The organism is Bordetella sp. 15P40C-2, from assembly GCF_009763235.1.
GTDB lineage: Bacteria > Pseudomonadota > Gammaproteobacteria > Burkholderiales > Burkholderiaceae_B > Bordetella_A.
In genome coordinates this window covers 98,864-122,676 of the sequence record NZ_WSJA01000017.1, presented here as the reverse complement: position 1 = coordinate 122,676, position 23,813 = coordinate 98,864, and the positions used below count along the sequence as shown (strand labels likewise).

21 protein-coding genes and 1 riboswitch are annotated in these 23,813 nt (G+C 63.0%); of the genes, 13 read left to right on the top strand and 8 right to left on the bottom strand.

What is annotated here, in order from left to right; translation table 11 throughout:
• Positions 1-78 precede the first annotated feature (78 nt).
• Positions 79-1,098 (top strand): amino acid ABC transporter substrate-binding protein, encoded by a 1,020-nt coding sequence (locus tag GOQ25_RS07705; protein WP_160349880.1) that lies wholly within the window; start codon positions 79-81, stop codon positions 1,096-1,098.
• Positions 1,099-1,267: 169 nt separating this feature from the next.
• Here the strand turns inward: GOQ25_RS07705 and GOQ25_RS07700 are convergent, their stop codons facing one another.
• The gene (locus tag GOQ25_RS07700) at positions 1,268-1,822 is read right to left on the bottom strand and encodes a hypothetical protein (protein WP_160349879.1); all 555 of its coding nucleotides are present in this window, start codon (positions 1,820-1,822) and stop codon (positions 1,268-1,270) included.
• A gap of 242 nt (positions 1,823-2,064) precedes the next feature.
• On the opposite strand from GOQ25_RS07700, the gene GOQ25_RS07695 reads away from it, so the two are divergent.
• The 3 genes from GOQ25_RS07695 to GOQ25_RS07685 all read left to right on the top strand — a co-directional run bounded on the left by GOQ25_RS07695 (position 2,065) and on the right by GOQ25_RS07685 (position 6,316).
• Positions 2,065-2,829, top strand: coding sequence for a uracil-DNA glycosylase (locus GOQ25_RS07695; protein ID WP_160349878.1), 765 nt, complete (start codon positions 2,065-2,067; stop codon positions 2,827-2,829).
• A gap of 264 nt (positions 2,830-3,093) precedes the next feature.
• Entirely contained in the window at positions 3,094-4,929 is a 1,836-nt protein-coding gene (locus GOQ25_RS07690; protein ID WP_160349877.1) for a DEAD/DEAH box helicase, read from the top strand.
• Between the two features lie 190 nt (positions 4,930-5,119).
• Positions 5,120-6,316, top strand: coding sequence for a class I SAM-dependent methyltransferase (locus tag GOQ25_RS07685; protein WP_160349876.1), 1,197 nt, complete (start codon positions 5,120-5,122; stop codon positions 6,314-6,316).
• A 70-nt stretch (positions 6,317-6,386) separates the two neighbouring features.
• On the opposite strand, the gene GOQ25_RS07680 is transcribed toward GOQ25_RS07685, so the two are convergent.
• The gene (locus GOQ25_RS07680; RefSeq protein WP_160349875.1) at positions 6,387-7,529 is read right to left on the bottom strand and encodes a CCA tRNA nucleotidyltransferase; all 1,143 of its coding nucleotides are present in this window, start codon (positions 7,527-7,529) and stop codon (positions 6,387-6,389) included.
• A complete protein-coding gene (locus GOQ25_RS07675) occupies positions 7,529-9,655 on the bottom strand; it encodes a lytic transglycosylase domain-containing protein (protein WP_160349874.1) in 2,127 nt (708 codons plus the stop codon). The genes GOQ25_RS07680 and GOQ25_RS07675 overlap by 1 nt, the downstream gene beginning before the upstream one ends.
• Before the next feature lie 11 nt (positions 9,656-9,666).
• Here GOQ25_RS07675 and GOQ25_RS07670 point away from each other — a divergent pair, with 11 nt between their 5' ends.
• Positions 9,667-10,347 carry a 5-formyltetrahydrofolate cyclo-ligase gene (locus GOQ25_RS07670; RefSeq protein WP_160349873.1) on the top strand — a complete coding sequence of 227 codons (681 nt, stop codon included), beginning with the start codon at positions 9,667-9,669 and terminating at the stop codon, positions 10,345-10,347.
• 212 nt (positions 10,348-10,559) lie between these two features.
• Here GOQ25_RS07670 and metF read toward each other — a convergent pair whose 3' ends face one another.
• From metF to ahcY, 3 genes are all read right to left on the bottom strand, one after another.
• A complete protein-coding gene (metF, locus tag GOQ25_RS07665; protein WP_160349872.1) occupies positions 10,560-11,402 on the bottom strand; it encodes a methylenetetrahydrofolate reductase [NAD(P)H] in 843 nt (280 codons plus the stop codon).
• Positions 11,403-11,426: 24 nt separating this feature from the next.
• A complete protein-coding gene (locus GOQ25_RS07660) occupies positions 11,427-11,762 on the bottom strand; it encodes a phage holin family protein (protein WP_160349871.1) in 336 nt (111 codons plus the stop codon).
• A 158-nt stretch (positions 11,763-11,920) separates the two neighbouring features.
• Positions 11,921-13,324 (bottom strand): adenosylhomocysteinase, encoded by a 1,404-nt coding sequence (gene ahcY, locus GOQ25_RS07655; RefSeq protein ID WP_160349870.1) that lies wholly within the window; start codon positions 13,322-13,324, stop codon positions 11,921-11,923.
• Between the two features lie 100 nt (positions 13,325-13,424).
• Positions 13,425-13,545, bottom strand: a riboswitch (S-adenosyl-L-homocysteine riboswitch).
• Positions 13,546-13,728: 183 nt separating this feature from the next.
• On the opposite strand from ahcY, the gene GOQ25_RS07650 reads away from it, so the two are divergent.
• Complete coding sequence (locus tag GOQ25_RS07650) at positions 13,729-14,619, top strand: alpha/beta fold hydrolase (RefSeq protein WP_160349869.1); 891 nt, start codon at positions 13,729-13,731, stop codon at positions 14,617-14,619.
• A gap of 72 nt (positions 14,620-14,691) precedes the next feature.
• Entirely contained in the window at positions 14,692-14,943 is a 252-nt protein-coding gene (locus tag GOQ25_RS07645) for a DUF1289 domain-containing protein (RefSeq protein WP_160349868.1), read from the top strand.
• A gap of 118 nt (positions 14,944-15,061) precedes the next feature.
• Here the strand turns inward: GOQ25_RS07645 and metK are convergent, their stop codons facing one another.
• Positions 15,062-16,225, bottom strand: a complete 1,164-nt coding sequence (gene metK / locus GOQ25_RS07640; RefSeq protein ID WP_160349867.1) for a methionine adenosyltransferase — start codon at positions 16,223-16,225, stop codon at positions 15,062-15,064.
• A gap of 276 nt (positions 16,226-16,501) precedes the next feature.
• Between metK and GOQ25_RS07635 the strand changes: the two genes are divergently transcribed.
• From GOQ25_RS07635 to xerC, 5 genes are read left to right on the top strand one after another with little or no spacing between them, the layout of a single operon-like run.
• Positions 16,502-17,401 (top strand): lysophospholipid acyltransferase family protein, encoded by a 900-nt coding sequence (locus GOQ25_RS07635; RefSeq protein ID WP_160349866.1) that lies wholly within the window; start codon positions 16,502-16,504, stop codon positions 17,399-17,401.
• A complete protein-coding gene (locus GOQ25_RS07630; RefSeq protein WP_160349865.1) occupies positions 17,398-18,288 on the top strand; it encodes a lysophospholipid acyltransferase family protein in 891 nt (296 codons plus the stop codon). The genes GOQ25_RS07635 and GOQ25_RS07630 overlap by 4 nt, the downstream gene beginning before the upstream one ends.
• A gap of 33 nt (positions 18,289-18,321) precedes the next feature.
• A complete protein-coding gene (dapF, locus tag GOQ25_RS07625; RefSeq protein ID WP_160349864.1) occupies positions 18,322-19,236 on the top strand; it encodes a diaminopimelate epimerase in 915 nt (304 codons plus the stop codon).
• Between the two features lie 7 nt (positions 19,237-19,243).
• Positions 19,244-19,915, top strand: a complete 672-nt coding sequence (locus GOQ25_RS07620) for a DUF484 family protein (RefSeq protein ID WP_160349863.1) — start codon at positions 19,244-19,246, stop codon at positions 19,913-19,915.
• A 13-nt stretch (positions 19,916-19,928) separates the two neighbouring features.
• Complete coding sequence (gene xerC, locus GOQ25_RS07615; protein ID WP_160349862.1) at positions 19,929-20,909, top strand: tyrosine recombinase XerC; 981 nt, start codon at positions 19,929-19,931, stop codon at positions 20,907-20,909.
• 2 nt (positions 20,910-20,911) lie between these two features.
• On the opposite strand, the gene GOQ25_RS07610 is transcribed toward xerC, so the two are convergent.
• Positions 20,912-22,936 carry a TonB-dependent receptor domain-containing protein gene (locus tag GOQ25_RS07610; RefSeq protein ID WP_236844516.1) on the bottom strand — a complete coding sequence of 675 codons (2,025 nt, stop codon included), beginning with the start codon at positions 22,934-22,936 and terminating at the stop codon, positions 20,912-20,914.
• A gap of 219 nt (positions 22,937-23,155) precedes the next feature.
• Between GOQ25_RS07610 and GOQ25_RS07605 the strand changes: the two genes are divergently transcribed.
• The gene (locus GOQ25_RS07605) at positions 23,156-23,668 is read left to right on the top strand and encodes a Fur family transcriptional regulator (protein ID WP_160349860.1); all 513 of its coding nucleotides are present in this window, start codon (positions 23,156-23,158) and stop codon (positions 23,666-23,668) included.
• Positions 23,669-23,813 lie beyond the last annotated feature (145 nt).

The window sequence follows — 23,813 nt, the reverse complement described above, 5'->3', positions numbered from 1 at the left end:
AAGTGCCCGGTAATCTGTAGGATCGAATACCAATACGGGCCAACGCTATCCGGCCCAAGCTAGACGGAGAAGCTCATCATGAAACTCATAACAAAAAGCGTGGTCGGCGCGGCACTGACGCTGGGAGCGCTAGCCGGCGCACAAGCCGCGACCTTGGATGTGGTGCAAAAGCGCGGCGAGGTTCGCTGTGGCACAACGACCGGCTTCGCGGGATTCTCCGCGCCCGATGCGAAGGGGGTGTGGCAAGGTCTGGATGTGGACCTTTGCCGTGCGGTGGCGGCGGCGGTATTCGGCGATGCGAACAAGATCAAGGTCGTCCCATTGAACTCACAACAGCGCTTCACCGCGCTGCAGTCGGGCGAAGTCGATGTACTCACGCGCAATACGACCGTCACACAACAGCGTGACACGGCGCTTGGCATTACTCACGCTGGCATTAACTTCTATGACGGCCAGGGCTTTCTCGTGCCCAAGGCGCTCGGTGTTAAAAGCGCCACGGAGCTGAATGGCGCGTCGATTTGCATGCAAACCGGCACGTCGAACGAAAACACCATGGCCGACTGGGCGCGTGCGCACAATGTCGAGTACAAGCCGGTCGTGATCGAGACCTTTGACGAGGTGGTCAATGCGTTCGCCGCGGGCCGTTGTGATGTATTCAGCACCGACGCATCGGGTCTGGCATCCATCCGCATTTCGAAGCTGCAAAATCCGGATGATTACATCGTGCTGCCCGAGATCATCTCGAAGGAGCCGTTGGGGCCCTTCGTGCGCCGGGGCGACGATGGCTGGCGCAATATCGTGTCCTGGAGCTTGAACGCAATGATCGAGGCCGAGGAATACGGCATCACGTCTGCCAACGTGGACGAGCAAACACAAAGCCAGAATCCCAATATCAAGCGTATTTTGGGCGTCACACCAGGCGCGGGCGCGAATCTCGGCCTGGATGAGAAATGGGCCTACAACATCATCAAGCAGGTCGGCAATTACGGCGAAAGCTTCGATCGCAACGTCGGTGAAGCCAGCCCGCTGAAAATCCCTCGCGGCCTGAATGCGCAGTGGACGCAAGGCGGTTTGATGTACGCGTTGCCAATCCGGTGATCTCGGCTTTGCCGACGCGGCGTCGATACTGCGTCGGCAAATCTGGACCGCGAGTCAGGCCTCCCGGTCAGCGATGAATTACGTATGGCGAATTCGCTCTTATTAATTCATCGCTAGCGCTTTGGAGGCGCGCGCCTCCAAAGCGTCCACCCGCCGAGCCATTGCCGCCTCAATTTATGCTGTAGCCGCGCCCCTTGAAGCAGGCACCCAACGCGCGCGTGTAAGAGTCCGCCGACGCCGTGGTCGTGTATTCGGTAATGTTGTTCGGATTCAGGCCACTTTGATTCATGGCCCAGTTTTCGCAGGCTTGGCGATCCTGCATTTGCTGCGATTCGCTTTGCCCCTTGGCGGGATAGGCCACCACATTCAAGCTCGAGGGGGCCACGGCCAGCCGCGGTGGCGCGTATGTCGCCACGGGGGCTGGAGTCACGTAGGTGACGGAGGGAGCCACATACGACGGAGCGACATAAGCCGGAGCCACATAAGTCGGCCCCGGATAGACAACCGGCGGCGAGACGTAGGTCACGCCACTATAGGCATAACGCGGACCGCTGCTTAGCGCCAGAGCAACTCCGGCACCCAGCAGCGCACCGCCCACCCACCAGCCGGCGCCACCGTAATATCGCGAGCCGTGGTAATGACGATGCCCACCGGCCACGACTTGAGCACTGCAGGTCGCCAGCACGACGGCTACCGCCGCCGCGCGCCAAAATCGGGACTTCATACTCGTATTCCAAAAAAATTTGTCTGGCGCCCGCGTACGCGCCGCCAAACTAGCATTGATCGCTGTGATTACTTTACTCCCACCGGCAAAAACTTTCTTGCCAACGTTGGGAGGGACTCTGTCGGTGGTTAGCCTGTCCTATTTTGGCTGGCCTAGTCATGGGCATACCTGACTCCGGGCAATCCCGGCTCGCCCATCTCCCGTGGCCCGTGGGCCAGCATTCGGTATGCCAAAATCGCGTTATGGCACACGACAATCGATTGATCAGCAACACCTTGGCCAAGCAAGCCCGGCAATTGGACGCTGCCTGGAGATCCGCGCTGGACGCACCGCCGGTCGCCGAGGCGTTATCGCGGGTGATTGCGCATGTCGAATCCCGACTGGCGGACGGTGCGGTGGTGTACCCCGCCACGCCTTTTCGCGCGCTCGCCGCGTTGATGCCATCTGAGGTGCGCGTCGTGATTTTGGGCCAGGATCCCTACCACGGCCCGGGCCAGGCACAAGGGCTCGCGTTTTCCGTCCCCGACGACTGCAAACGCCCGCCGAGCCTGCGGAACATTTTTAACGAAATCGCGGCCGAGTTCCCTGGCACGCCCATGCCACAGGGCAATGATCTGTCGCGCTGGGCGGACCAAGGAGTCCTGTTGCTCAATACCTCGCTGACCGTCGAAGACGGCCAGCCGGCGTCGCACGCCAAGCGCGGTTGGGAGACCGTGACGGATGCTTTGATCCGGTGCGTGGCAGAGGATCCGACGCCCAAGGCCTTTCTGCTTTGGGGCGCGCATGCTCAGGCAAAACAAGCGTTGCTGCCAAGCCACAGCCCGCATTTGGTGCTGACGGCGAATCACCCCTCGCCGCTGTCGGCGCGCCGTCCGCCTGTCCCCTTCCTGGGCTGTGGGCATTTCGCCCGGGTCAATGCCTGGCTGGCGGACCAGGGAAAACCCCCTATTGACTGGACGACGGAAAAATCTCAAAAGACTGTACGTCAGGGCGAATTCGCGTTATAGTCTTCGGACTGCACAAATTGTTTCGGCATTCATGCGCGTTTTAGCGCCATTGGTATTCGCAGTCATCGTCGGGAATTAAGCCCGGCCTCATGCCGAACACCATCGATTCCTGACCTCCTTTCCTTCCGCCTCGCGTTGTAGCAAAACGCGCCGTGCGCACGGTTGATCCGGTCGGCCCGATGCTCCATCAACCGTCGTCCGGACTTCGCCGCATATTCCCGGCAGTACCCGGCACATGCGCCGCATTTGCGGTAAGGACAAGTAATGTCTTTTGAATCCCTAGGTTTAACCCCCACTCTTCTGTCGGCTCTGCAAGAAGCCGGTTTCACCACGCCCACCTCGGTGCAGGCTCAGGCCATCCCGCAAGCGCTGGCCGGCCACGACCTGATGGTGTCCTCGCAAACCGGTAGCGGCAAAACCGCCGCCTTCATGCTGCCCGCGCTGAACCGCATCGCGGGCCAGCCTGGCAACAAGGGCGTGGGCGTGCAAGTGCTGGTGCTCACGCCGACGCGTGAACTGGCGCTGCAAGTGACCGAAGCCACCGCCTCGTATGGCCGCAATCTGCCGGGTCTGCGTACCGCCACGGTCGTAGGCGGCATGCCCTACGGCGCCCAATTGAAGGCCCTGTCGCGTCGCGTGGACGTGCTGGTCGCCACCCCGGGCCGTCTGCTGGATCACCTGAAGGCCGGTCGCGTCAAACTGAGCACCGTGCACACGCTGGTGCTGGACGAAGCCGATCGCATGCTGGACATGGGCTTTATCGAGGACATCGAGACCATCGTCTCGCGTCTGCCGGAAGATCGTCAGACGCTGTTGTTCTCGGCCACGCTCGATGGCACGGTGGCCAAGCTGGCTGCAAAGATGATGCGCGAGCCGCAACGCATCGAGATCACCGGCCACAAAGAAAAGCACACGAATATCACGCAAAGCCTGCTGTACGCGGACGATGCGAGCCACAAGATGCAGTTGCTGGATCACGTGTTGCGTGACGCGAAGCTGGATCAAGCCATTGTGTTTACCGCGACCAAGCGTGGCGCCGACGACCTGGCTGATCGCTTGGCCGATCAAGGCTTTGCCGCCGCGGCGCTGCATGGCGACATGAACCAGCGTCAACGCACTCGCACGCTGACTCAGTTGCAACGCGGTCAGCTGCGTATCCTGGTGGCCACCGACGTGGCCGCTCGCGGTATCGACGTGCAAGGCATCAGCCATGCCGTGAACTTTGACCTGCCCATGCAGGCCGAGGACTATGTGCACCGTATCGGTCGTACCGGTCGTGCTGGCCGTGATGGTCAGGCGTTCACGCTGGCTACGCATTCCGAGCGTCATAAAGTTCGCCGCATCGAGCACTACATCGGTCAATCCATCACCCCCGAAATCATCGCGGGTCTGGAACCGAAGCGCACGCCGCGTCCGACCGGCGCTGGTGCTGGCCGGGGTGGCAAGCCGTTTGGCAAGCGTCCTGGTGGTCACGGTGGTGACCGTCCGTTCCGCGAAAGCCGTGGCGGATACAGCCCGCGTGGTGAAGGCGCTCGCGAAGGCGGTGCCCGTGGCGATTTTCAGCCTCGTGGCGAATTCCAACCGCGCGGTGAGTTCAAGCCCCGTGGCGAATTCCAAGCCCGTGGCGAGCACAAGCCCCGTGGTGAGTTCCAGCCTCGCGGCGAATTCAAGCCCCGTGGCGAGTTCAAGCCGCGCGGTGAGTTCGCGCCGCGTGCGGCCGGTCCTCGTGGCGATTTCCAACCGCGTGAAGGCGGATGGCGCAGTCGTGACGAGCGCCCTGCTGGCGATCGCGAATTCCGTCCCGCCCGTACTGGTGCGCCTCGCGGCGACTGGCGTGCTGAACGCGACTCGCGTCCGACTGCCGGTTTTGCCGGCCGCCCGCAGCGTGAAGGTCAACGCGGTGAGTTCCAGCCTCGCGGCGAATTCCAACCTCGTGGCGAGTTCCGCCCGCGTGCCCGTGCCGAAGGTGAATTCCGCGGCGCCGACCGTCGTCCCAGCGGTTTCCGCCCGTCGGCCAAGCCGTTCGCCTCGCGCGACGGCGCACCGGCCAAGCGCTTTAACAAGCCCGCTGGCGCACGTCGCGACCAAATCCGCGACTGACATCGGGGTGTTACGCAGGAAGTCCTGACGCAAGCAACCCGTTGTAAAGCACACACCGCCCGCCCTGCCCGTTCCATGACGGGTTCGGCGGGCGTTTCGTTTGGGATGAGCGTCGCAAGCATTTCCGTCTCCAATGACGCGTGGGCATAGCTTTCGTATCGCATGCCGTCACCATGGGACAATAGCGACTATGCAACGCACTACGTCTTCCTCACTGCCTGTCTTGGATACGGACAGCGCGAACCACAGCGCCCGCGCGGCGGCCCATTTGCGCCTCGCGATTGAATCGGCGGGCGGCTGGCTGCCCTTTGACCAATGGATGGCACAGGCGCTCTACGCGCCGGGCCTGGGTTATTACGCGGCCGGCGCGGTCAAGCTTGCTTCCACGGCTGCCACCGATGCGCGCGGCATTCCGATCGCAGAGGGCGATTTTGTGACTGCGCCGGAACTGACACCGCTGTTTGGGCAGTCGGTGGCCCGGCAGGTGGCGCAGATTCTTTCCGCGACTGACACGCACACGGTGCTGGAGTTTGGCGCCGGGACCGGGGCACTGGCCGAGAGCGTACTCAACGCGCTCGATGAGCTGCTGCCGGATGTGCAATATCGCATCATGGAGATCTCGGCGGATCTGCGCGCTCGTCAGCAGGCGCGGCTAGCGAAGTTTGGTGATCGCGTACAGTGGTTCGACGCCTTGCCAGGGGCTTTTTCCGGCTGCGTGCTCGCCAATGAAGTGCTGGACGCCATGCCCGTGTCGGTGTTTCGCTGGAGCGAGGATGGCGATGTGCTGGAGCGGGGTGTCGCACTCGATGCGCAAGGCGCGTTTTGTTGGCAGGAGCGCACTGCGGGGCCTGAGCTTGCACGCGCGGTAGCGGCGCGTATGCCGCCTTTGGCCGGTTATGTGTCAGAGATCAACCTCCAAGCCGAGGCCTGGATGCGCGGTATGAGCGGCTGGCTGGAAAAAGGCGCTGCCTTGCTGTTCGACTACGGCTTTCCTCGTCGCGAGTATTACCACCCGCAGCGCGCGGGCGGAACGCTGATGTGCCATCTGCATCATCACGCGCATGATGATCCGTTTTATGCGCCGGGCGTGCAGGACATCACCGCGCACGTGGACTTCACCGCGATGGCGGACGCCGCGTTTGAGACGGGCATGCAGGTGCTGGGCTATACCTCGCAAGCGCGGTTTTTGATGAACGCGGGTCTGGCCGAGTTGCTGGCGCAGCTCGACCCGACCGACGTGCGCAGCTACGCGCAGGCCGTCGCACCGGTGCAAAAGCTTCTCAGCGAAGCGGAGATGGGGGAGCTGTTCAAAGTGCTGGCTGTAGGGCGTGGAGTCGAAACCGCGCTGCTGGGATTCGCGCGCGGCGACAGACTTTCAACCTTATAGGCAAGCCGGGTATAGGCGGGCTGCGTTCTGCAGCGCATACTGAACTGCGCTCTACAGCGAATACGGCGGCTTAATGCCGCAGCGACTGCAGCGCTTGCAACCTCGCGGCGCGTACGGCTGCTTTAATCTCGCCAGGGTTTCCACTGTGCTGCTTGGCGATCGCTCCTGCATCGACCCCGCGCGCCTCGTCCAACCGGGCGCGCCACGCGTCAGCGTTCGTCGTGGCCACCACCGTCGCGGCATCGAGCATTGCCAGGAACCGCTCGGGCTTGCGTAGTCCGTCGGTGCGCTCGATCAGCCCCAGTTGGTCCTCGGCATCGACCGCGTGCAACGCCTCCAACATCGAAGGCAGCAAACGCGCCTGATCGGCACATTCGCCCGGCACGCGCAGGCGCCGGGCCAAAGCATCACGTTCCGGCGTCAGACGGCAGAGCAAGGCATAGCGTCCGGGCAGAGGTTGCTCGCGTGCCGCGGCGCGATCAAGATCCTGGCCGACCATCGCCACCTCCTGCAGTTCCGGCATCACGCGCGCCAGCGCGCCGGATTGTGCCAGCACATCCAACATGCGCGACGGTGTCGCCGCCATGAGGCCACGCGACAGTTCTTTCCATACGCGTTCCGGCACAAGAGCATCGGCCTCGCCGTCTTCGACCATGCGCCGGCATAGCGCCATGGTCTCGTCAGCGACGCGGAACTCAGCGAACCGCGCGGCGAAGCGGCCCAGGCGCAGTATCCGCACCGGGTCTTCGGCAAAGGCCTCGCCTACATGGCGCAACACGCGCGCTTCGAGATCGCGCGCGCCGTTTAGCGGATCCTGCAGTTGGCCATCCGGTGTGCAGGCGATCGCATTGACCGTAAGGTCGCGTCGCTGCAGATCCTGCTCAAGCGTCACATCAACGCCGGTGTAGAACGTAAATCCTTTATAGCCACGGCCGGATTTGCGCTCGGTACGAGCCAGCGCGTATTCCTCTTTGGTCCGTGGATGAAGAAACACCGGAAAGTCGCCGCCTACCGGAATAAAGCCGCGACGGGTCATTTCCTCGGGGGCCGCGCCCACCACCACCCAGTCACGGTCGCCCGCGGGCAGACCCAATAGCGCATCGCGCACGGCACCGCCCACGATGTACACCTGCAGGCCGCTGACGGTGTCGTCGTGCGCTAAACCCTGTACCGCGGCGGCCACAGACCCTGCGGAGGAAGAACTCGCGACCATCACCGACTCTCCGCAGTCCGCACAACGCCAGGCGGGGCGATTTCGCCCAGGCGCGCCTTCAGAGACTGGGGTTGCCCGGAGAACATGGCGGCGTAGTAGGTGGCGTTAGACAGCACGTGTTTAACGTACAGACGGGTCTCCGTAAACGGAATCGTCTCGGCGAATATCGCGCCTTCCACGGGATGCGAGAGCTTGGCGCGCCACGTCTTGGGGCGCCCGGGGCCCGCGTTATATCCCGCGCTGGCCAGCACCTGTGAGCCGTCTAAACCCTGCAGCACGATATTCAGATAGTTCGTGCCCAATATCGTGTTGGTGTCAAAATCGTTGACGCTAGCGGGCGTGAAGTCTGCCATGCCAATCCGGCCGGCCACGTACTTGGCGGTGGCGGGCATCAGCTGCATCAGTCCCGATGCCCCAACATGCGAGCGCGCATCCATGATGAATCGCGATTCCTGGCGGATCAAGCCATACACCCATGCCGGATCCAATCCGATCGAGTTGGCTTGCGCGGTGACACGACCCTCGAACGGGGCGATATACCGTTGCGTAAAGTCGACCTCGTTGCGAGTGCGCTCCGAGGTGTTGACCACTCGATCGTAAATGTCTTCGGCACGGGCCAGCTCGGCGGCGGCCAGCAGCTGACGATCGGACATGCCACGCAGCGCGTAATTCCACTCTCCCACCGCCTCCGAACGCCACCCCAGGCGGAACAGATGCACCGCGCGGCGCAGGCTGGCGTTGGCCCGGGCCTCTTGCATCTCGGCATCCGTCAGGGGCGCCGGACGTGGCGGCACCGTGATGCTGCGGCCGAGTTCTTCGGCGGCCAGTTGGCCATAGAAGTTGTATTGATCGGCAATGCTGGCATAGCCGCGACGCGCCTGTTCATGACGGCCGCGCGCGGCGTCGGCGCGGGCTCTCCAGTAGATCCAAACGGGTTCTTCTTGTTGGGATTTCGGCATGTGGTTGATCGAGTCTTCCACCCAGCGCCAGTCGATTTTGGGTTGACGCAGTGCCGACCTCACCCGCCATGCGGCGTTGTACTCGGTCAGCTCCACCGCGTTGCCAGCCTGGCGATACCAGGCATCCGCGCGGCTATCGAGATTCAGCGCAGCAATCAACGCAAACTGACTGCGCACCCAAGCCAGGTCCGACTTGGTCAGGTGCGACGCCCATTCGCGCTGGAGATAGCTGTCTCCCACATCGAGATCCTGACGCGCCAACCGTGCAAGCGCGATCGCCACCAGCTCTTTTTCGTTACGGCCAATACGCTGGTGATCCTGACGCGTGAGCCATTTCATCGGGCTCTTCATCAATGCGTCGTAGGTCTTCTGGTCTTGGGGTTCGAAAAGATAGGCTGCGAACTTGCGCGCGTGCGCGAGCTCATTGACCTCGATGGCCGCGCGAAGCTGGGGTTGTAGATGCTCCCAACCCAGCACGCCGTCGGCCACCAGCTGATCGTAGAGGTTCCAACAATCCGTACCCGGCTTGAAGACGGCGAGCGCCTCGTGCGGCTTTGCGCGCTGGCCCGTCATATGCCGGGCTTCGAGCATGGCGCATTGCGTCTGCGAACCGGCCTCGGGCACCTCGCCCAGCTCACGCGCAGTTTCGAAATCACCCCGGCGCGTGGCGGCGAGTATCCAATTGCCACGCAGGCGCTCACCAAGATACGTATTCTGTTTTTCTCGCAGGAACTGCTGCACCTCGGCTTTGGGAAACTGCGCCGCCGGCGCGTTCCAAACCTGGTAATTCAAGAGCCAGAACTGCGGATAATCGGCCAGCACATCGCCGCGCGCCTGCGGCGCCACCATGCCTAGCGCGGACCATTGCTTGCGCTCGTACGCCTCGCGCGCCGCCATCACGGCCTGGAACGCGGGTGTTTGCGCCGTCGGCGGCAAGCCCGCCAGTTTGACAGGCGGCACATGCAGCCTGGCCGACGAGGTCTGTGCGGGCCCAGCGGCCGACACTTGCTTTTGTTGCGCGTCGACAGAGGAACAGGCCACGGTGATCAAGGCCAGCGCAGGCAACCACCGCCTGAAACGCCGATCCCCCGTGCCTGCGGTCAGCGCGCGACGAGACTCCGCGGTCGCCGATTTCTGATAACGTCTGGATTCAAGCCACTGCTGCATCACCGACCCGCATGAACGATCAAAATACTGCACAGAATAACGCAGTCGCGTTACGGACGCGATTACGCCAGGCCCGCACCGAGATCCCGGAGGCGCAGCGCAGCCGGGGCGCGCTCTTGATGCGCGGTCGCCTCTTTACCTGGCTGAACGCGGTGCGCGAGCAGGCCAGCAAACAAGGCAACGCGGCCCCCGCCACCGTGGCGGCGTTCTGGCCCCTGACGGGAGAACCGGATTTGCGGCCCTTACTGAAGCAATGGGCCGAAGCCGGCATCTCTGTCGCGCTGCCCGCCATCCGTGAACCGGATGCGCCGCTGGAATTTCGCGCCTGGGTGCCCGGCGACGCGCTGCAGCGTGGCGCGATGGGCGTACAAGAACCCTCGCCCGATCGCCCCGTCGTGCGTCCCGACGTCGTGCTGGTGCCCACGCTGGGGTACACACTGCAGGCGGATCGCCTCGGCTATGGCGGCGGATACTATGACCGCACGCTGGCGGATCTGCGCCAGACCGGACACGCCTTCACCAGTATCGGTATTGCATGGAATGAGGGCTTTTTGGAAGACGAGTACGTTCCGGCCGCCCATGATGAACGTCTGGACGCGATATTGACCCCAGATGGATGGGTACCCGAGCCACCCTTGTTAGGACCGAGCGCGCCGACCGGCGGCGTCATAGGCTCGTTCATGCTGCGTTAGTGCATGAGGGTTTTCCACGCTGCGAGCCGCTGACCGGGGTGCGTGGGCCGCGCGGGCCTGTTGAGCCACGGGAAGCCTCGCGCAGCGAGGCCGAGGCCCCTGCTCGTGGGCCGAGCCGTGGCGATCTGGCCCGCGCGGCCCACGCACCCCGGTCAGCGGCGTCTAAAGAACCAAGCCCGGAGGACACCCCCGAGCCCAAACCACTCACGCGATTACAAATCCAATTCCCGCCAGATCGCCAACGCCGCATCCGCCTGATTCAGCGTATAAAAATGCAAGCCCGGCGCCCCGTTATCCAGCAAATTCTGGCAAAGCTGGCTGACCACATCCACGCCAAACGCGCGGATAGACGCCTTGTCATCACCAAACTCCGCCAACCGCAGCCGAATCCAGCGCGGAATCTCCGCCCCGCACATCTCCGAGAACCGCACCAACTGCGTATGGTTGGTAATCGGCATAATCCCCGGCACGATTGGGATCGTCACTCCTTTACTCTGCGCGCGATCAACAAAATCAAAATACGCATCCGCGTTAAAGAAGTACTGCGTGATCGCCGCATTCGCGCCGGCGTTCACCTTGGTCACGAAGTGATCCAGATCCGCCTGCGGGCTCGAAGCCTGAGGGTGCATTTCCGGATAGGCGGCAACCTCGATGTGAAACGCATCGCCCATTTCCTGACGAATAAACGCGACCAGATCCGCCGCATAACGCAGCTCGCCCGCATCGCCCCCCATTCCCGAGGGCAGATCCCCACGCAACGCCACCAGCCGACGCACGCCCTGATCACGATAGGCCGTCAGAATCTCGCGCAGATCCTGCCGGGTCGAACCAATGCAAGACAAATGCGGCGCAGCATCGCAACCGAGGTTTTGCAGCATGCGCACCGTATCGGCCGTGCCGGCGCGGGTGGACCCGCCCGCGCCGAACGTCACACTCACATAACGTGGCTGAATCGCCAGCAGCTGCTTGGCCGTGCGTACCAACCGCTCTTGAGCGGCGATATCGCGCGGGGGGAAAAACTCCAGGCTCAGAGCCGCAGTATTAGGTCCAGTCATCAGAAATCAAAAAGGAATATCAAATCAGGGAATCAGGCGCGAGAGCAGGCCCGAGATGATGCTATACAACAACGCGCCGGCCACCGCCCACCAGAATCCATTGACCTGAAAACCCTTCAAGATCGACCCCGCCAGCCAGAACAGCAGCGCGTTGAGCACCAGCAAGAACAGGCCTAGCGTGACAATCGTGATGGGCAAGGTCAGCAAGACCAGCACCGGCTTGACCAACATGTTCAACAAGCCCAACACCAGGGCCGCGATCAACGCCGACCCGAAGCCCACCACAGTGATGCCGGGCAACAGGTACGCCACAATCAGCAACGCTACCGCATTCAACAGCCAAACTAAGATCAAAGTCATCGTGGTCTCTCCGGTAAAACGCCCTGGCAGGCAGAACCCATTACACCCTCAGGTACAACGGCCAGATGGAACGGCGCCGTGCCATGATCATGGGACCCGCGAGAGCACCCCACGATGACACGGCACAGCCTTAAGCATCCACCTATTGTGCTACACGATCAATAGCGATAGTGCGCAGGCTTGAAGGGGCCTTCGACCGGCACGTTGATGTAGTCGGCCTGATCCTGACGCAACGTGGTCAGGTTGGCGCCGAGTTTCTTCAAGTGCAAGCGCGCGACTTTCTCGTCCAGATGCTTGGGCAGCACATAGACCTGGCCGCGCTCGTATGCGTCGTTGCGCGTAAAGAGCTCGATTTGCGCGATGGTCTGGTTGGCAAAGGACGAGGACATCACGAACGAGGGGTGGCCGGTGGCGCAGCCCAGGTTCACGAGACGGCCCTTGGCCAACAGGATGATGCGCTTGCCGTCGGGGAACACCACGTGATCGACCTGGGGCTTGATCTCTTCCCATTGCAGGTCTTCGATGCTGGCGACGTCGATCTCGTTATCGAAGTGACCGATATTGCACACGATGGCCTGGTCTTTCATGGCCTCCATGTGTTGGCGCGTGATGACGTGATAGTTGCCGGTCGCCGTGACGAAGATGTCGGCCATGGGCGCGGCTTCTTCCATCGTGACGACCTTGTAGCCTTCCATCGCGGCTTGCAGCGCGCAGATCGGGTCGACTTCGGTGACCCAGACTTGGGCGCGCAGCGCGGCCAGCGCCTGCGCGCAGCCCTTGCCCACGTCGCCATAGCCCGCCACCACGGCGATCTTGCCGGCGACCATCACGTCGGTCGCGCGCTTGATGCCGTCGACCAGCGATTCACGGCAACCGTACAGGTTGTCGAACTTGGACTTGGTGACCGAATCGTTGACGTTGATGGCGGCAAAGGCGAGCTCGCCCTTTTGCGACATCTGGTAGAGGCGATGAACACCGGTGGTGGTTTCCTCGGTCACGCCCTTGATCTCGGCCAGACGCGTGGAATACCACTTGGGATCGCGCGCCAGCGTGGCCTTAATGGCCGCAAACAGCACGCGCTCTTCTTCGCTGCCCGGCTTGTCCAGCACGGACGCGTCTTTCTCGGCGCGGGCGCCCAGGTGCAGCAGCAGCGTGGCGTCGCCGCCGTCATCCAGGATCATGTTGGCGTGACGGCCTTCGGGCCATTCGAAAATGCGGTGCGTGTACTGCCAGTATTCTTCGAGCGTCTCACCCTTGACGGCGAACACGGGGATGCCGGCCTCGGCGATGGCGGCCGCTGCGTGATCCTGCGTCGAGAAAATATTGCACGAAGCCCAGCGGACTTCGGCGCCCAGCGCAACCAGCGTTTCGATCAGCACGCCGGTTTGAATGGTCATGTGCAGGCTGCCGGCGATGCGCGCGCCCTTGAGCGGCTGGCTGGCGGCGAATTCCTCGCGGATGGCCATCAGGCCGGGCATTTCGGTTTCGGCGATCGCCAGTTCGCGGCGGCCCCAGCCGGCCAACGAGAGATCCGCAACGAGATAATCAGTGGTGGTAGTCATGTAATCAGTGCTCCAAAATATCAACGGCAACGCATGCCGCGGACAGCCGTACGGAACACCTGATCATGAAAAAGGCGCCCGCCTTTACCGCCTGCCGCGACAAAGGTGAGCGCCGTTGCTGGACGCCGCCTCTGGCGACGTCTGGTGAGATTCCTGAGCCTGGCAACCCGCCTGGCGCCCGCAAAGGGCAGCCGGGGATCGTCGCAGCGCTCCTCAGGACTGAAATGAATTGTACCGGTTGGATGAAACTGCGCAAGCCGAAGGCCCGTGAATATCCAATCTACGTGTGCGCTGGCAAGGCCCCGCGCGTGGCTGGTACGCGGTCGTTGCGCGGCCAGGAGCCGGGGGGCAGGTGACGCCTCTATTCCTTGGACGCTACCATAAGCCACCACCCAGGAGCCGACATGAGCCCGAGCCTTTTCGATCTGCCTCTCCAGAAACACACCGTCAACGGCGTGCAAATCGCAGCACGGGTAGCGGGCGATGGCCCACCACTGCTGCTGTTGCACGGACATCCGCAAACGCATGTGATCTGGCATCGCGTGTGGCCCGAGCTGACCCGCCACCACACCTGCGTGGCGGCGGACCTGCGCGGCTATGGCGATAGCGACAAACCAGCGGCCACGCCGGACCACGCGCCGTATTCCAAACGCGACATGGCGCGCGATATGGCAGAACTGATGACGGCGTTGGGCCATGCGCAATTCGATGTGCTCGCGCATGATCGTGGCGCGCGCGTAGCGCATCGTCTGGCGCTTGATCATGCGTCACGCGTACGCCGCATGATGCTGCTGGATATCGCACCCACGCTGGACATGTATGAAGGCACGACCCGCGCCTTTGCCCAAGCCTACTATCACTGGTTCTGGCTCATTCAACCCGCACCCGGACCGGAAACGATGATCGCGTACGACCCCAAGTTCTATGTGCGTTCCATCATGGGCGGACGGCCGGGCGGACTGGCGCTGTTCGACCCGCGAGCCTTGGCGGAATATGAGCGATGCGCGGCCCTGCCCGGTACGGCCACCGGCATTTGCGAAGACTATCGCGCCGCCGCCACGATCGATTTGGACCACGACCGCGAAGGCCGTGCGCGGGGCGAGCGCCTACGCATGCCGCTGCGCGTGTTCTGGGGCGAGCGCGGCGCGGTCGGGCGCAATTTCGATGTGCTGGAATTGTGGCGTGCCATCGCGGACGATGTCGACGGGCGAGCACTACCCGGCGCACATTATCTGGCCGAGGAGGTTCCCGAACTGATCATCGAAGAGGCGCACCGGCTATTCGGCACCGCGTGAGAAGCCCGGATATCCGACGCTACGCCAGGGCTATGCAATCGGGGACGCAAGCGAGATGCTAAGCTGCGGCAAATGCGTAACAGCCCTTCTTCACCCCCCGTCGGCGACGCCCCCGCCGCGAGCGAACCCGATTCGACCCAAAAAGCCTTTGTCGCGACCGACTCTCCGTGCGTGGCAATCTGCTCGACCCTGTTCGACGAAATCTGCCGCGGCTGCGGTCGCAGCGCCATGGAAGTGTCCAACTGGGTCTTTATGACCGAGGAAGAAAAACAAATCGTCTGGACGCGGATCCGCGCCCAGGGATATCCGCGGCGCCCCAAATAAAAACGCCACGCGGCGCGCTAGTGCGGCCCGTGGCGTATCACGCGAGACGGATTATCAATCCATCTGCCGGCCCGGGAGGCTTTATGAGTCGCCCGGGCCGATCAGTGTCTGAGTGCGATCAGACGCTCTTTTTCAGATCCTGCGCCTTGTCGATGGCTTCCCACGAGAATTCCGGCTCGGCGCGGCCAAAGTGACCGTAGGCCGCGGTCTTGGAATAAATGGGACGCAGCAGATTCAGCATGTTGACGATGCCCTTCGGACGCAGGTCGAAGTGCTCACGCACGAGCTTGGCGATCTGGTCGTCAGGAATGACGCCGGTGCCTTCGGTGTACACCGTGATGTTGATCGGCTCGGCTACCCCGATGGCGTAGCTCACCTGCACCTGGCACTGACGGGCCAGACCGGCCGCGACGATGTTCTTGGCCACATAGCGCGCGGCGTAAGCGGCCGAACGGTCCACCTTGGACGGATCCTTGCCCGAGAACGCGCCGCCGCCGTGCGGGCAAGCGCCGCCGTAGGTGTCGACGATGATCTTGCGACCGGTCAGGCCGCAGTCGCCTTGCGGGCCGCCAATGACGAAACGGCCGGTCGGGTTGACCAGGAATTTCGTCTTGGGCGTGATGAGGCCCTCGGGGAAGCTGGGCTTGATGATGTCTTCGATCACCGCCTCGCGGATCGCCGACTGCGAGATTTCCGGCGCGTGCTGGGTCGACAACACCACCGTATCGACTTCGGCCGGGCGGCCATCGATATAACGGAAGGTCACTTGCGACTTGGCATCCGGACGCAACCACGGCAGACGGCCGTCTTTGCGCAGCTCGCTCTGGCGCTGCACCAGGCGGTGCGCATACCAGATCGGTGCGGGCATCAGGTCCGGCGTTTCGTCGCAGGCGTAGCCGAACATCAGGCCTTGGTCGCCAGCGCCCTGATTCAGGTAATCGTCCGAGGTGCGATCGACGCCCTGAGCGATATCGGGAGACTGCTTGTCATAGGCCACCAGCACCGCGCAGCCTTTGTAGTCGATACCGTATTCCGTATTGTCATAGCCAATACGACGGATCGTATCGCGCGCGACCTGAATGTAGTCGACGTTGGCGGTCGTGGTGATTTCACCGGCCAAGACCACGAGGCCGGTGTTGCACAAGGTCTCGGCTGCCACGCGGGCATTGGGGTCTTGCGTGAAAATGGCGTCAAGAATGGCGTCGGAAATCTGGTCTGCGACCTTGTCCGGGTGCCCTTCGGAGACGGATTCAGAGGTAAAAAGAAAATCGTTACTGGCCACGGATACGTCCTTACGAAACCGGCAAAGCCGGAACACAGGTTACGAGGCGCGTAGCGCCAGATCTGAACCTGAATGAAGAACGATCGGGGCGCGACGCTTTAGCGGATTTTGTCAGAGACACGAACTGCGTCACGGACGTCGCCCCGCAAGTTGTCGGTTAACTCGGCGACAGAACCCATTTTAGGCGAAAATGTCGGGTCAATGCTTATTGCATAAATTCATACGCTTATCTTTGGCCCTGTCGCAGCCGCTTGCTGCGATCCTGCCCGGACCCGCATGCTGCTAGCTCTGTTTCGCTTCATCGCCCTGCTGCCTTTGCCCGTGTTGCACGTGCTGGGGCGATTCCTGGGCCGTGTGGTCTATGCGTTTCCTGGGCGTTATCGGCAACGTCTGCGCGCCAATGCGGCTCAGGCGGGCTACCCGGATCCGTCTTTCGCGCGCCGGGCTGCCGCCGAGACGGGCGCGATGATGATGGAGATGCCCAAGGTCTGGTTTCGACCCGAGGAGAGCCTGGCCAAGACCGTCAGCGACGATTTCCACGTAGTCGAGCAGGCGTTGGCCGAGAATCGCGGCATCCTGTTTCTGACGCCGCACCTGGGATGTTTTGAGATCACGGCGCGCTATGTCGCCATCGCGCGTCATATCCCCGTGACAGTGATGTTCCGCCCGCCGCGTATGGCGGCGTTCGCGCCGCTCTTGGACACGGCGCGCAACACGCCGGGGCTTCAGGCGGTGCCAGCCAACAGGCAAGGCGTGCGAGAGTTCGTGCGCACGCTGCGCCGAGGCGGCACGGTGGGCTTATTGCCCGATCAGGCGCCGGGCGAAGGCGACGGCGTCTGGGCGCCCTTTTTCGGCCGCATGGCCTACACCATGACGCTGGCCGGCAAGCTGGCCGCGCAGACCGGCGTGGCAGTCATCGTGCTGGCCGGCGAACGTCTGCCCCGCGGCCGGGGCTGGCGCATCCATTTCTCCCGCGTGCCCGAGCCACTGCCAGACGATTCACAAGCTCAGGCCACCCTGTTTAACGCCGCCATGGAAAAGCTGATCCGGCAGATGCCAGAGCAGTACCTGTGGAGCTACAACCGCTACAAAACCCCGCGCGGCGCACCGCCTGCCCCACCCATGCCGGACAACATGACGGCCGGGCAAACGCCGACCGGAACCGACACCCCATGACAGATCTGAAGTTCAAGCTGCTCAACGCGCTATTCGCGTGGTTTGGCCGCGTGCGTCCCGCGACACGGCAGCGCATCGGCGCGACCTTGGGATGGTTGACACGTCACCTGGCGCGCTCGCGCGTGCGTATCGTTCGGCTGAATCTGAAGCTCTGTTTTCCCGAACTGAGCGAGGCCGAACGTGAATCCCTGATGCGCGCGCACTTTCGCGCCCTGGCGCAAACCATCGTGGACCGTGGCGTGCTTTGGTATGGCACACCCGAGGCCATTCGCGAGATGGTGACGGCCGAAGGCAGCGAGCGCATCAATGCGTTGATTGCCGAGGGGCGACGCGTCCTCTTGCTCGCACCCCACTTTGTCGCGCTGGATGCCGCCGCGACCCGGTTGACCATGGAGGTGCCCAGCAGCGCCACCATGTACACGCCGCAGAGCGACCCGGCCGTTGACGAGGTCGTGCGGCGCGGTCGCGGCCGTTTCAATGAAGTGTTCCTGGTTAGCCGCAAGGATGGCGTGCGCGATCTGATCCGGCATCTGCGCGCCCCGCGCCCGGTGTATTACCTGCCGGACATGGATTTTGGTCGTCAAGGCGCGGTATTTGTGCCGTTTTTCGGCATTCCGGCCGCGACACTCGAAGCCACCGCGCAGTTGGCGCGCAAATGGGACGCGGCGGTACTGCCGGTGATCGACTTCTGGGATCCCGCCACCGGCAAGTACCATGTCGAGGTCATGCCGCCCTTGGCCGACTTCCCCGGCGAAGGGTCGTTGGAAGAAGCCACCGCCCGGCTCAATCTGCATATCGAGAGTTGGGTGCGCCGCTGCCCCAGCCAGTACTACTGGGTGCACCGTCGTTTTAAAACGCGTCCGTTGGGCGAGAAGAAATACTATTAACGCCGGCAGGGGCTCGCCCACGCCGCGCGCGTAATGGGCGATAATCCCCGGATGATCTGGAACTTCACCAAAATGCACGGCGCGGGCAACGACTTTGTCGTGCTCGACGGCGTGCGCCAAACCATCGAACTCACGGCCGAACGCGCCCGTGCGCTGGCCGATCGGCACTTCGGCATCGGCGCGGATCAGATTCTGCTGGTCGAACCCGCCACGCGTGCCGACGCGGATTTCCGCTACCGCATCTTCAACGCCGATGGCTCCGAAGTCGAACACTGCGGCAACGGTGCGCGCTGCTTCGTGCGCTTCGTGCATGAACAAGGCCTGTCAGCGCGTAACCCGCTGCGCGCGGAGATCGCCACGGGCGTGATCGTGCTGGACGAAGGCGCGGACGAGCAAGTCACCGTGGACATGGGCGTGACCAGTTTCGATCCGTCGGCGCTGCCGTTTGACGTGCAGGGGCTGGCATCGCAGCGCCAAGGCGAAGACACGCTCTGGGAGCTGGATCTGCCCGGCGCGCCCGACGGCGTTGCTCGCAGCGTGCTGGTGTCGGCGGTGGCGATTTCCAACCCGCATGCAGTGCAGCAAGTGGCAGACGTGGACACGGCGCCAGTCTCCATCGTTGGCCCCTTGGTGGAAAGTCATCCACGCTTCGCGCGGCGCGTGAACGCCGGCTTCATGCAAGTCGTGGACCGCCACACGATCCGCCTGCGCGTGTATGAACGCGGCGCCGGCGAAACGCTGGCCTGCGGCACCGGCGCATGCGCGGCCGTGGCGGCGGGCATTCGTCGCGGCCTCTTGGATACGCCCGTGCGGGTGCATACGCGGGGAGGCGTGCTGACCATCGATTGGAATGGCGAACGTCTGCGCATGACCGGGCCCGCCACTTCTGTCTATAACGGCCAGGTCGATATCGACAAGCTGGTTTTCTCCATGGCCCTGGGCCGATAGCTGAACCATGACCGCACCTGCTTACACCGCCCAGGAGATCGCCGATTTCCTGCAGAACCATCCGGAGTTCTTCGATCAGCACGCCGAGGTCTTCGCCGCGCTGCATGTGCCGCACCCCCACGCCAGCCGGGCCATTTCGTTGGGCGAGCGACAAGTCCTGACCTTGCGCGAACGCAATCGCGCGCTCGAATGGCAGCTCAATGAGCTCATCAATCAGGCGAATTCGAACGAGACCATCGGCGACCATGTATCCAAATGGTGTGCGCGGCTGCTCGGGGAAAGCGATCCTCAGCGTCTGCCGGGCGAGATCGCCCTGGGCCTGGCGGAACAGTTCGAGTTGAACCATGTGGGCCTGCGGCTGTGGAATCTGCCCGGTCAGCCCGCCACCGGTTATGGCGCAGCGGTGTCGCAGGATGTGCGCGACTTTACCGATAGTCTGAAAACGCCATATTGCGGCAACGAGACCTCGTTCGAAGCCGTCAGCTGGCTCGACGCCAAACCGCAGTCCCTGGCCCTCGTCCCATTGCGGCTGGAGGCCGATGGGCCGAGCGTCGGCCTGCTGGTACTGGGCTCTGACGACCCCACGCGCTTCAATCCGGAAATGGGCACCGTATTTCTCGAAGCCATCGGCCGTCTCGCTTCGGCGGCGCTGCGCCGCCTGACGGTTCCTGCGGTCTGAATCTGCCGCGCACATGGTCGAGCCGGCATCCGCCCCCGATACGACGCTGTCCGGGTCGCTGAAGGACTGGCTGGAGCATCTGCGCGCGCATAAACGTTATTCGCCGCGTACGTTGGACGCCTACCGGCGCGATCTGCGCCAACTGAACTCCCTTGTCCAGTCCGCGAATCTGACGCTCGAAACACTAGGCCATACCCATGTCCGGCAATTCGTGGCCAAGCTGCACGCGCAAGGCGCCGGGCCGCGCACCCTGGCTCGCACCTTGGCCGCCTGGCGCGGCTTTTATCAATGGTGGGCGCCGATTGTCGGCCTGACCGCTAACCCGGTGGCCGGGGTACGCGCGCCAAAGGCGCCTCGCGGCCTGCCTAAAGCGTTGTCCGTGGAGCAAACGCAGGCCCTCTTAGACTACGCCCCGGCGCGCCTGACCAATGACCCCGCTGGGTTGCGCGACATCGCCATGTTCGAGTTGTTGTATTCGAGCGGATTGCGCTTATCCGAGCTGACCGGTCTGGACCTGCAATACACCCGCTCGACAGACTACGAGTCGATGGGCTGGATCCATTTCGACGAAGCCGAAGTCATCGTGCTGGGCAAAGGCGGCAAACGCCGCACGGTGCCGGTGGGCCAGGCCGCCCTGCTCGCCGTGCGTAGCTGGATGGAAGTCCGCGCGCAGCTCTGCGCTGCCCACGCCACGGTGAGCGATCGGTATGCGCTATTCATCGGCAAGCAAGGACGACGCATCAACCCCCGCGTCGTACGCGCGCAGTTGGCGCAGCTGGCCCAGGCCGCGGGCCTGCCTACCCACGTGCATCCCCACGTGCTGCGCCACAGTTTCGCCAGCCACGTGCTGCAATCGGCCCAAGACCTGCGCGCCGTGCAGGAAATGCTGGGTCATGCCAACATTTCCACGACGCAGATCTATACCCGCCTGGATTTCCAGCACCTGGCGCAGGTCTACGACCAAGCACACCCGAGAGCCGGGCGTAAGTCCTAGCTCTAGTACATGACGCGCGCGCCCAGCAAGACACTGCGGCCCGCGAGCGGTGCGCTGGTGGCGAGAAACGAGGCATGGTTATACGCCAGCCGGTCTAACAGATTGGTGCCGCGCAGATACACCTCGTACCCTACGTCGGAATCCCACCGTCCGCGATAGCTCACCATGGCATTGAGCATGTCATACCCCGCGGTACTGGATTCATCATCCGCGTTTTGGCTCTGGCGAAACACGTGGGCGTATTCCACCCCCGCCGCCCACGCCTGCCATTTGGCGTTGACCCGCACCCCGAGCCGCGCCGCCGGGATGCGCGGCAGGTTGCCATCACCAGAGCTGAGTTTTCCCCGCACGTAGTCGCCGTATACGCCGGCGGACCACACGCTGGTGAATTGATGATTGACCTCGCCCTCGATCCCGGTGAACTCCGCATCATGCTGCGCATACTCGATCAGGCGGAAATCCTCGAACCGGTCCAGCGTGCGGGCGTAGATGTAGTCATGGATCCGGTTATGGAATGCACTGACGCTGAAGGTCGTGTCCCCTTCATGCTTGCGCAAGGTCAGATCGATATTGTGCGAGGTCTCTTTTCCCAAGGAAGCATTGCCGATCTCATACGTGTTGGTCGCCAGATGCACGCCGTCGGCATACAGCTCCTGCGCCGTGGGCAAACGCTGCGAGCGAGCCAGGGACAGCGCAATGGAGTAGGCGGGCGCGAAGTCCCAGATCGCTGCCGCCGACAAAGACGTGCCTGATTGATGCGTGCTCGGGTTGCCGCCTTCCGGAGAGATGCGTTGCCAATCATGGCGTGCGCCCAATTCGAATCGCCAGTCGCGCCACCGATATTCTTCGAGCACAAACAGACCGGTGGCGCGCGTATCACTACGCGGCAAGAAGGCTTCCTCACCGTCGGCGCGAAAGTCGCTGAACGAATTCTGTAACCCGATCACGCCGTGCCATCCGTATAGCGGCTTGTGAACCAATTCCAGGCGCGCGTCGTACCCTCGGTTCTTGAACGTCGTGGCGACTTCACCATGTTCTATTTCCTGGTGCTGGTAGTCAGTCAGCCCACCCCGAAACCGGATCTCCTCGACGCCCGCGAACGGATCGGTGTAACCCGCGCGGACATCGACGCGCTGACTGCGCAATTTGACGTAGGGAGCTTGATCATCGCCATGTTCGTGCTCATGCCCATGGTCATGCTCCTCGTCGTGATCATGATGCCCCCCGCAATGCAGATGCGAGCCGTGCGGATGGCAATCCTCGTACTCGTGGCTATGACCGGGCAGCCCATACTTGCTGTCCAGATAGGTAAAGGCCGCGCCCACGTAACCTCGCGGCGTCACCCATGACAAGCCCAGACTGCCCTGCGAGGATTCGCTATACGAGCCCGCCAGAGTTTTGCTGCTCCAGTCCGGCACACGATAGTCGTCGGTGCGTCGCCTCAAACCTTCGACCCGCACCGCCAGTTCGCCTGCGCCGGCGGTGATGCCCACGGTGCCGGAGCGCTCGCCCGTGCCAGTCGCGCCACGTATTTCGGCGTCGGCCTCGACGCCGCGCTCCGGGATGGCTGTGGGAATGCGACGGTCGAGCACGTTTACCACCCCGCCTATGGCCCCGCCCCCAAATAAAAGCGTCGATGGCCCTCGCAACACTTCGATGCGATCCGCCAGCAGCGGTTCAATCGTGATCGCGTGGTCTGGCGATATGGCCGAGGCGTCCATCAGATCCGATCCGTCCGAAACCACTTTGACGCGCGGCGCCGTCTGGCCCCGGATCACCGGACGGCTGGCGCCGCCGCCAAAGGTATCCGCATGCACGCCGGGCAGACCGTTCAAGGTGTCGCCCAATGTTCCTTGGCGACGGATAAGGAGTTGTTGCCCATCCAGCACCAGCGCGGGCAGCGCCATGAGGTCACTGGTCAAGCCCAGCGGGTTGGCGGCCACCCGGATCGGGCTCAGGGTTGCTGCGGATTCGGCATCAGGACGTTCGTCGGTCTCGGCGAACGATGGGGCGGTGTGCCCGAGCATGCAGGACAGGGCAAGGCACAGAGCGGATGGCGTCGGGTTCATCGTCTTGTGAATGTAATGTTATATCGTTTCAAAGAATGGGAATGATATAACATTTCAATTGCAGGATGTATTCCCAATTGGCGTAGGCTTAGCGTCCGCCTTTGCTCCCGAGAACGCCGTTTTCTGATACCTTCGCAGCATTGCCTGCCCGCCGCTTTTTGGCTGCCCCCCGTTTCAATGCACACTTCGTCGCGTACACCCCGTCCGAATTCCGTGGACGAACAACTCACCATCGCCGATTCGCTTTGCGAAGAGCGCGGCCGCAGGCTCACGCCAATCCGCCGCAAGGTGCTGGAGTTGTTGCTACGCCATGGCCGCAGCCTGAAGGCCTATGAACTGCTGGACGCGATGCGGGCTGAACACCCTGGCGCGGCGCCCCCCACCGTCTATCGGGCGCTCGATTTTCTGGTGGACGAAGGTCTGATTCACCGCCTCGATGCCGTCAACGCCTGGACCGCCTGCCATGACGCCGGGGGCGAGCCCCACGATCTGCTGGTGGTGTGTACCGGCTGTGGCGCGGTGGCCGAGGTCAGCGACCCGGCGATGAGCCGGCAACTGGCCGAGCGCGTGGCGCGTACCGGATTCGCCCTGGCCACGCACGAGATGGAAATCCGTGCGCTCTGCCCCCAATGTCAGAAAAAATCGTCTGCTCACGCAACCGAGGGTTCCTCGCACCCGCATGAGCACTAGCGCGGCCGCGCATCCCCGCCAACGCGGGCCGAGTCTGGGATTCATCCCTGGGCTTGAAAATTGCTTTGAAGCCTCCATATAGTTGCTCCACGCGGTCCAGGGCCTAGAGTTGCATTGCGTAACACTAGAAAGATTCAGGGGTTGT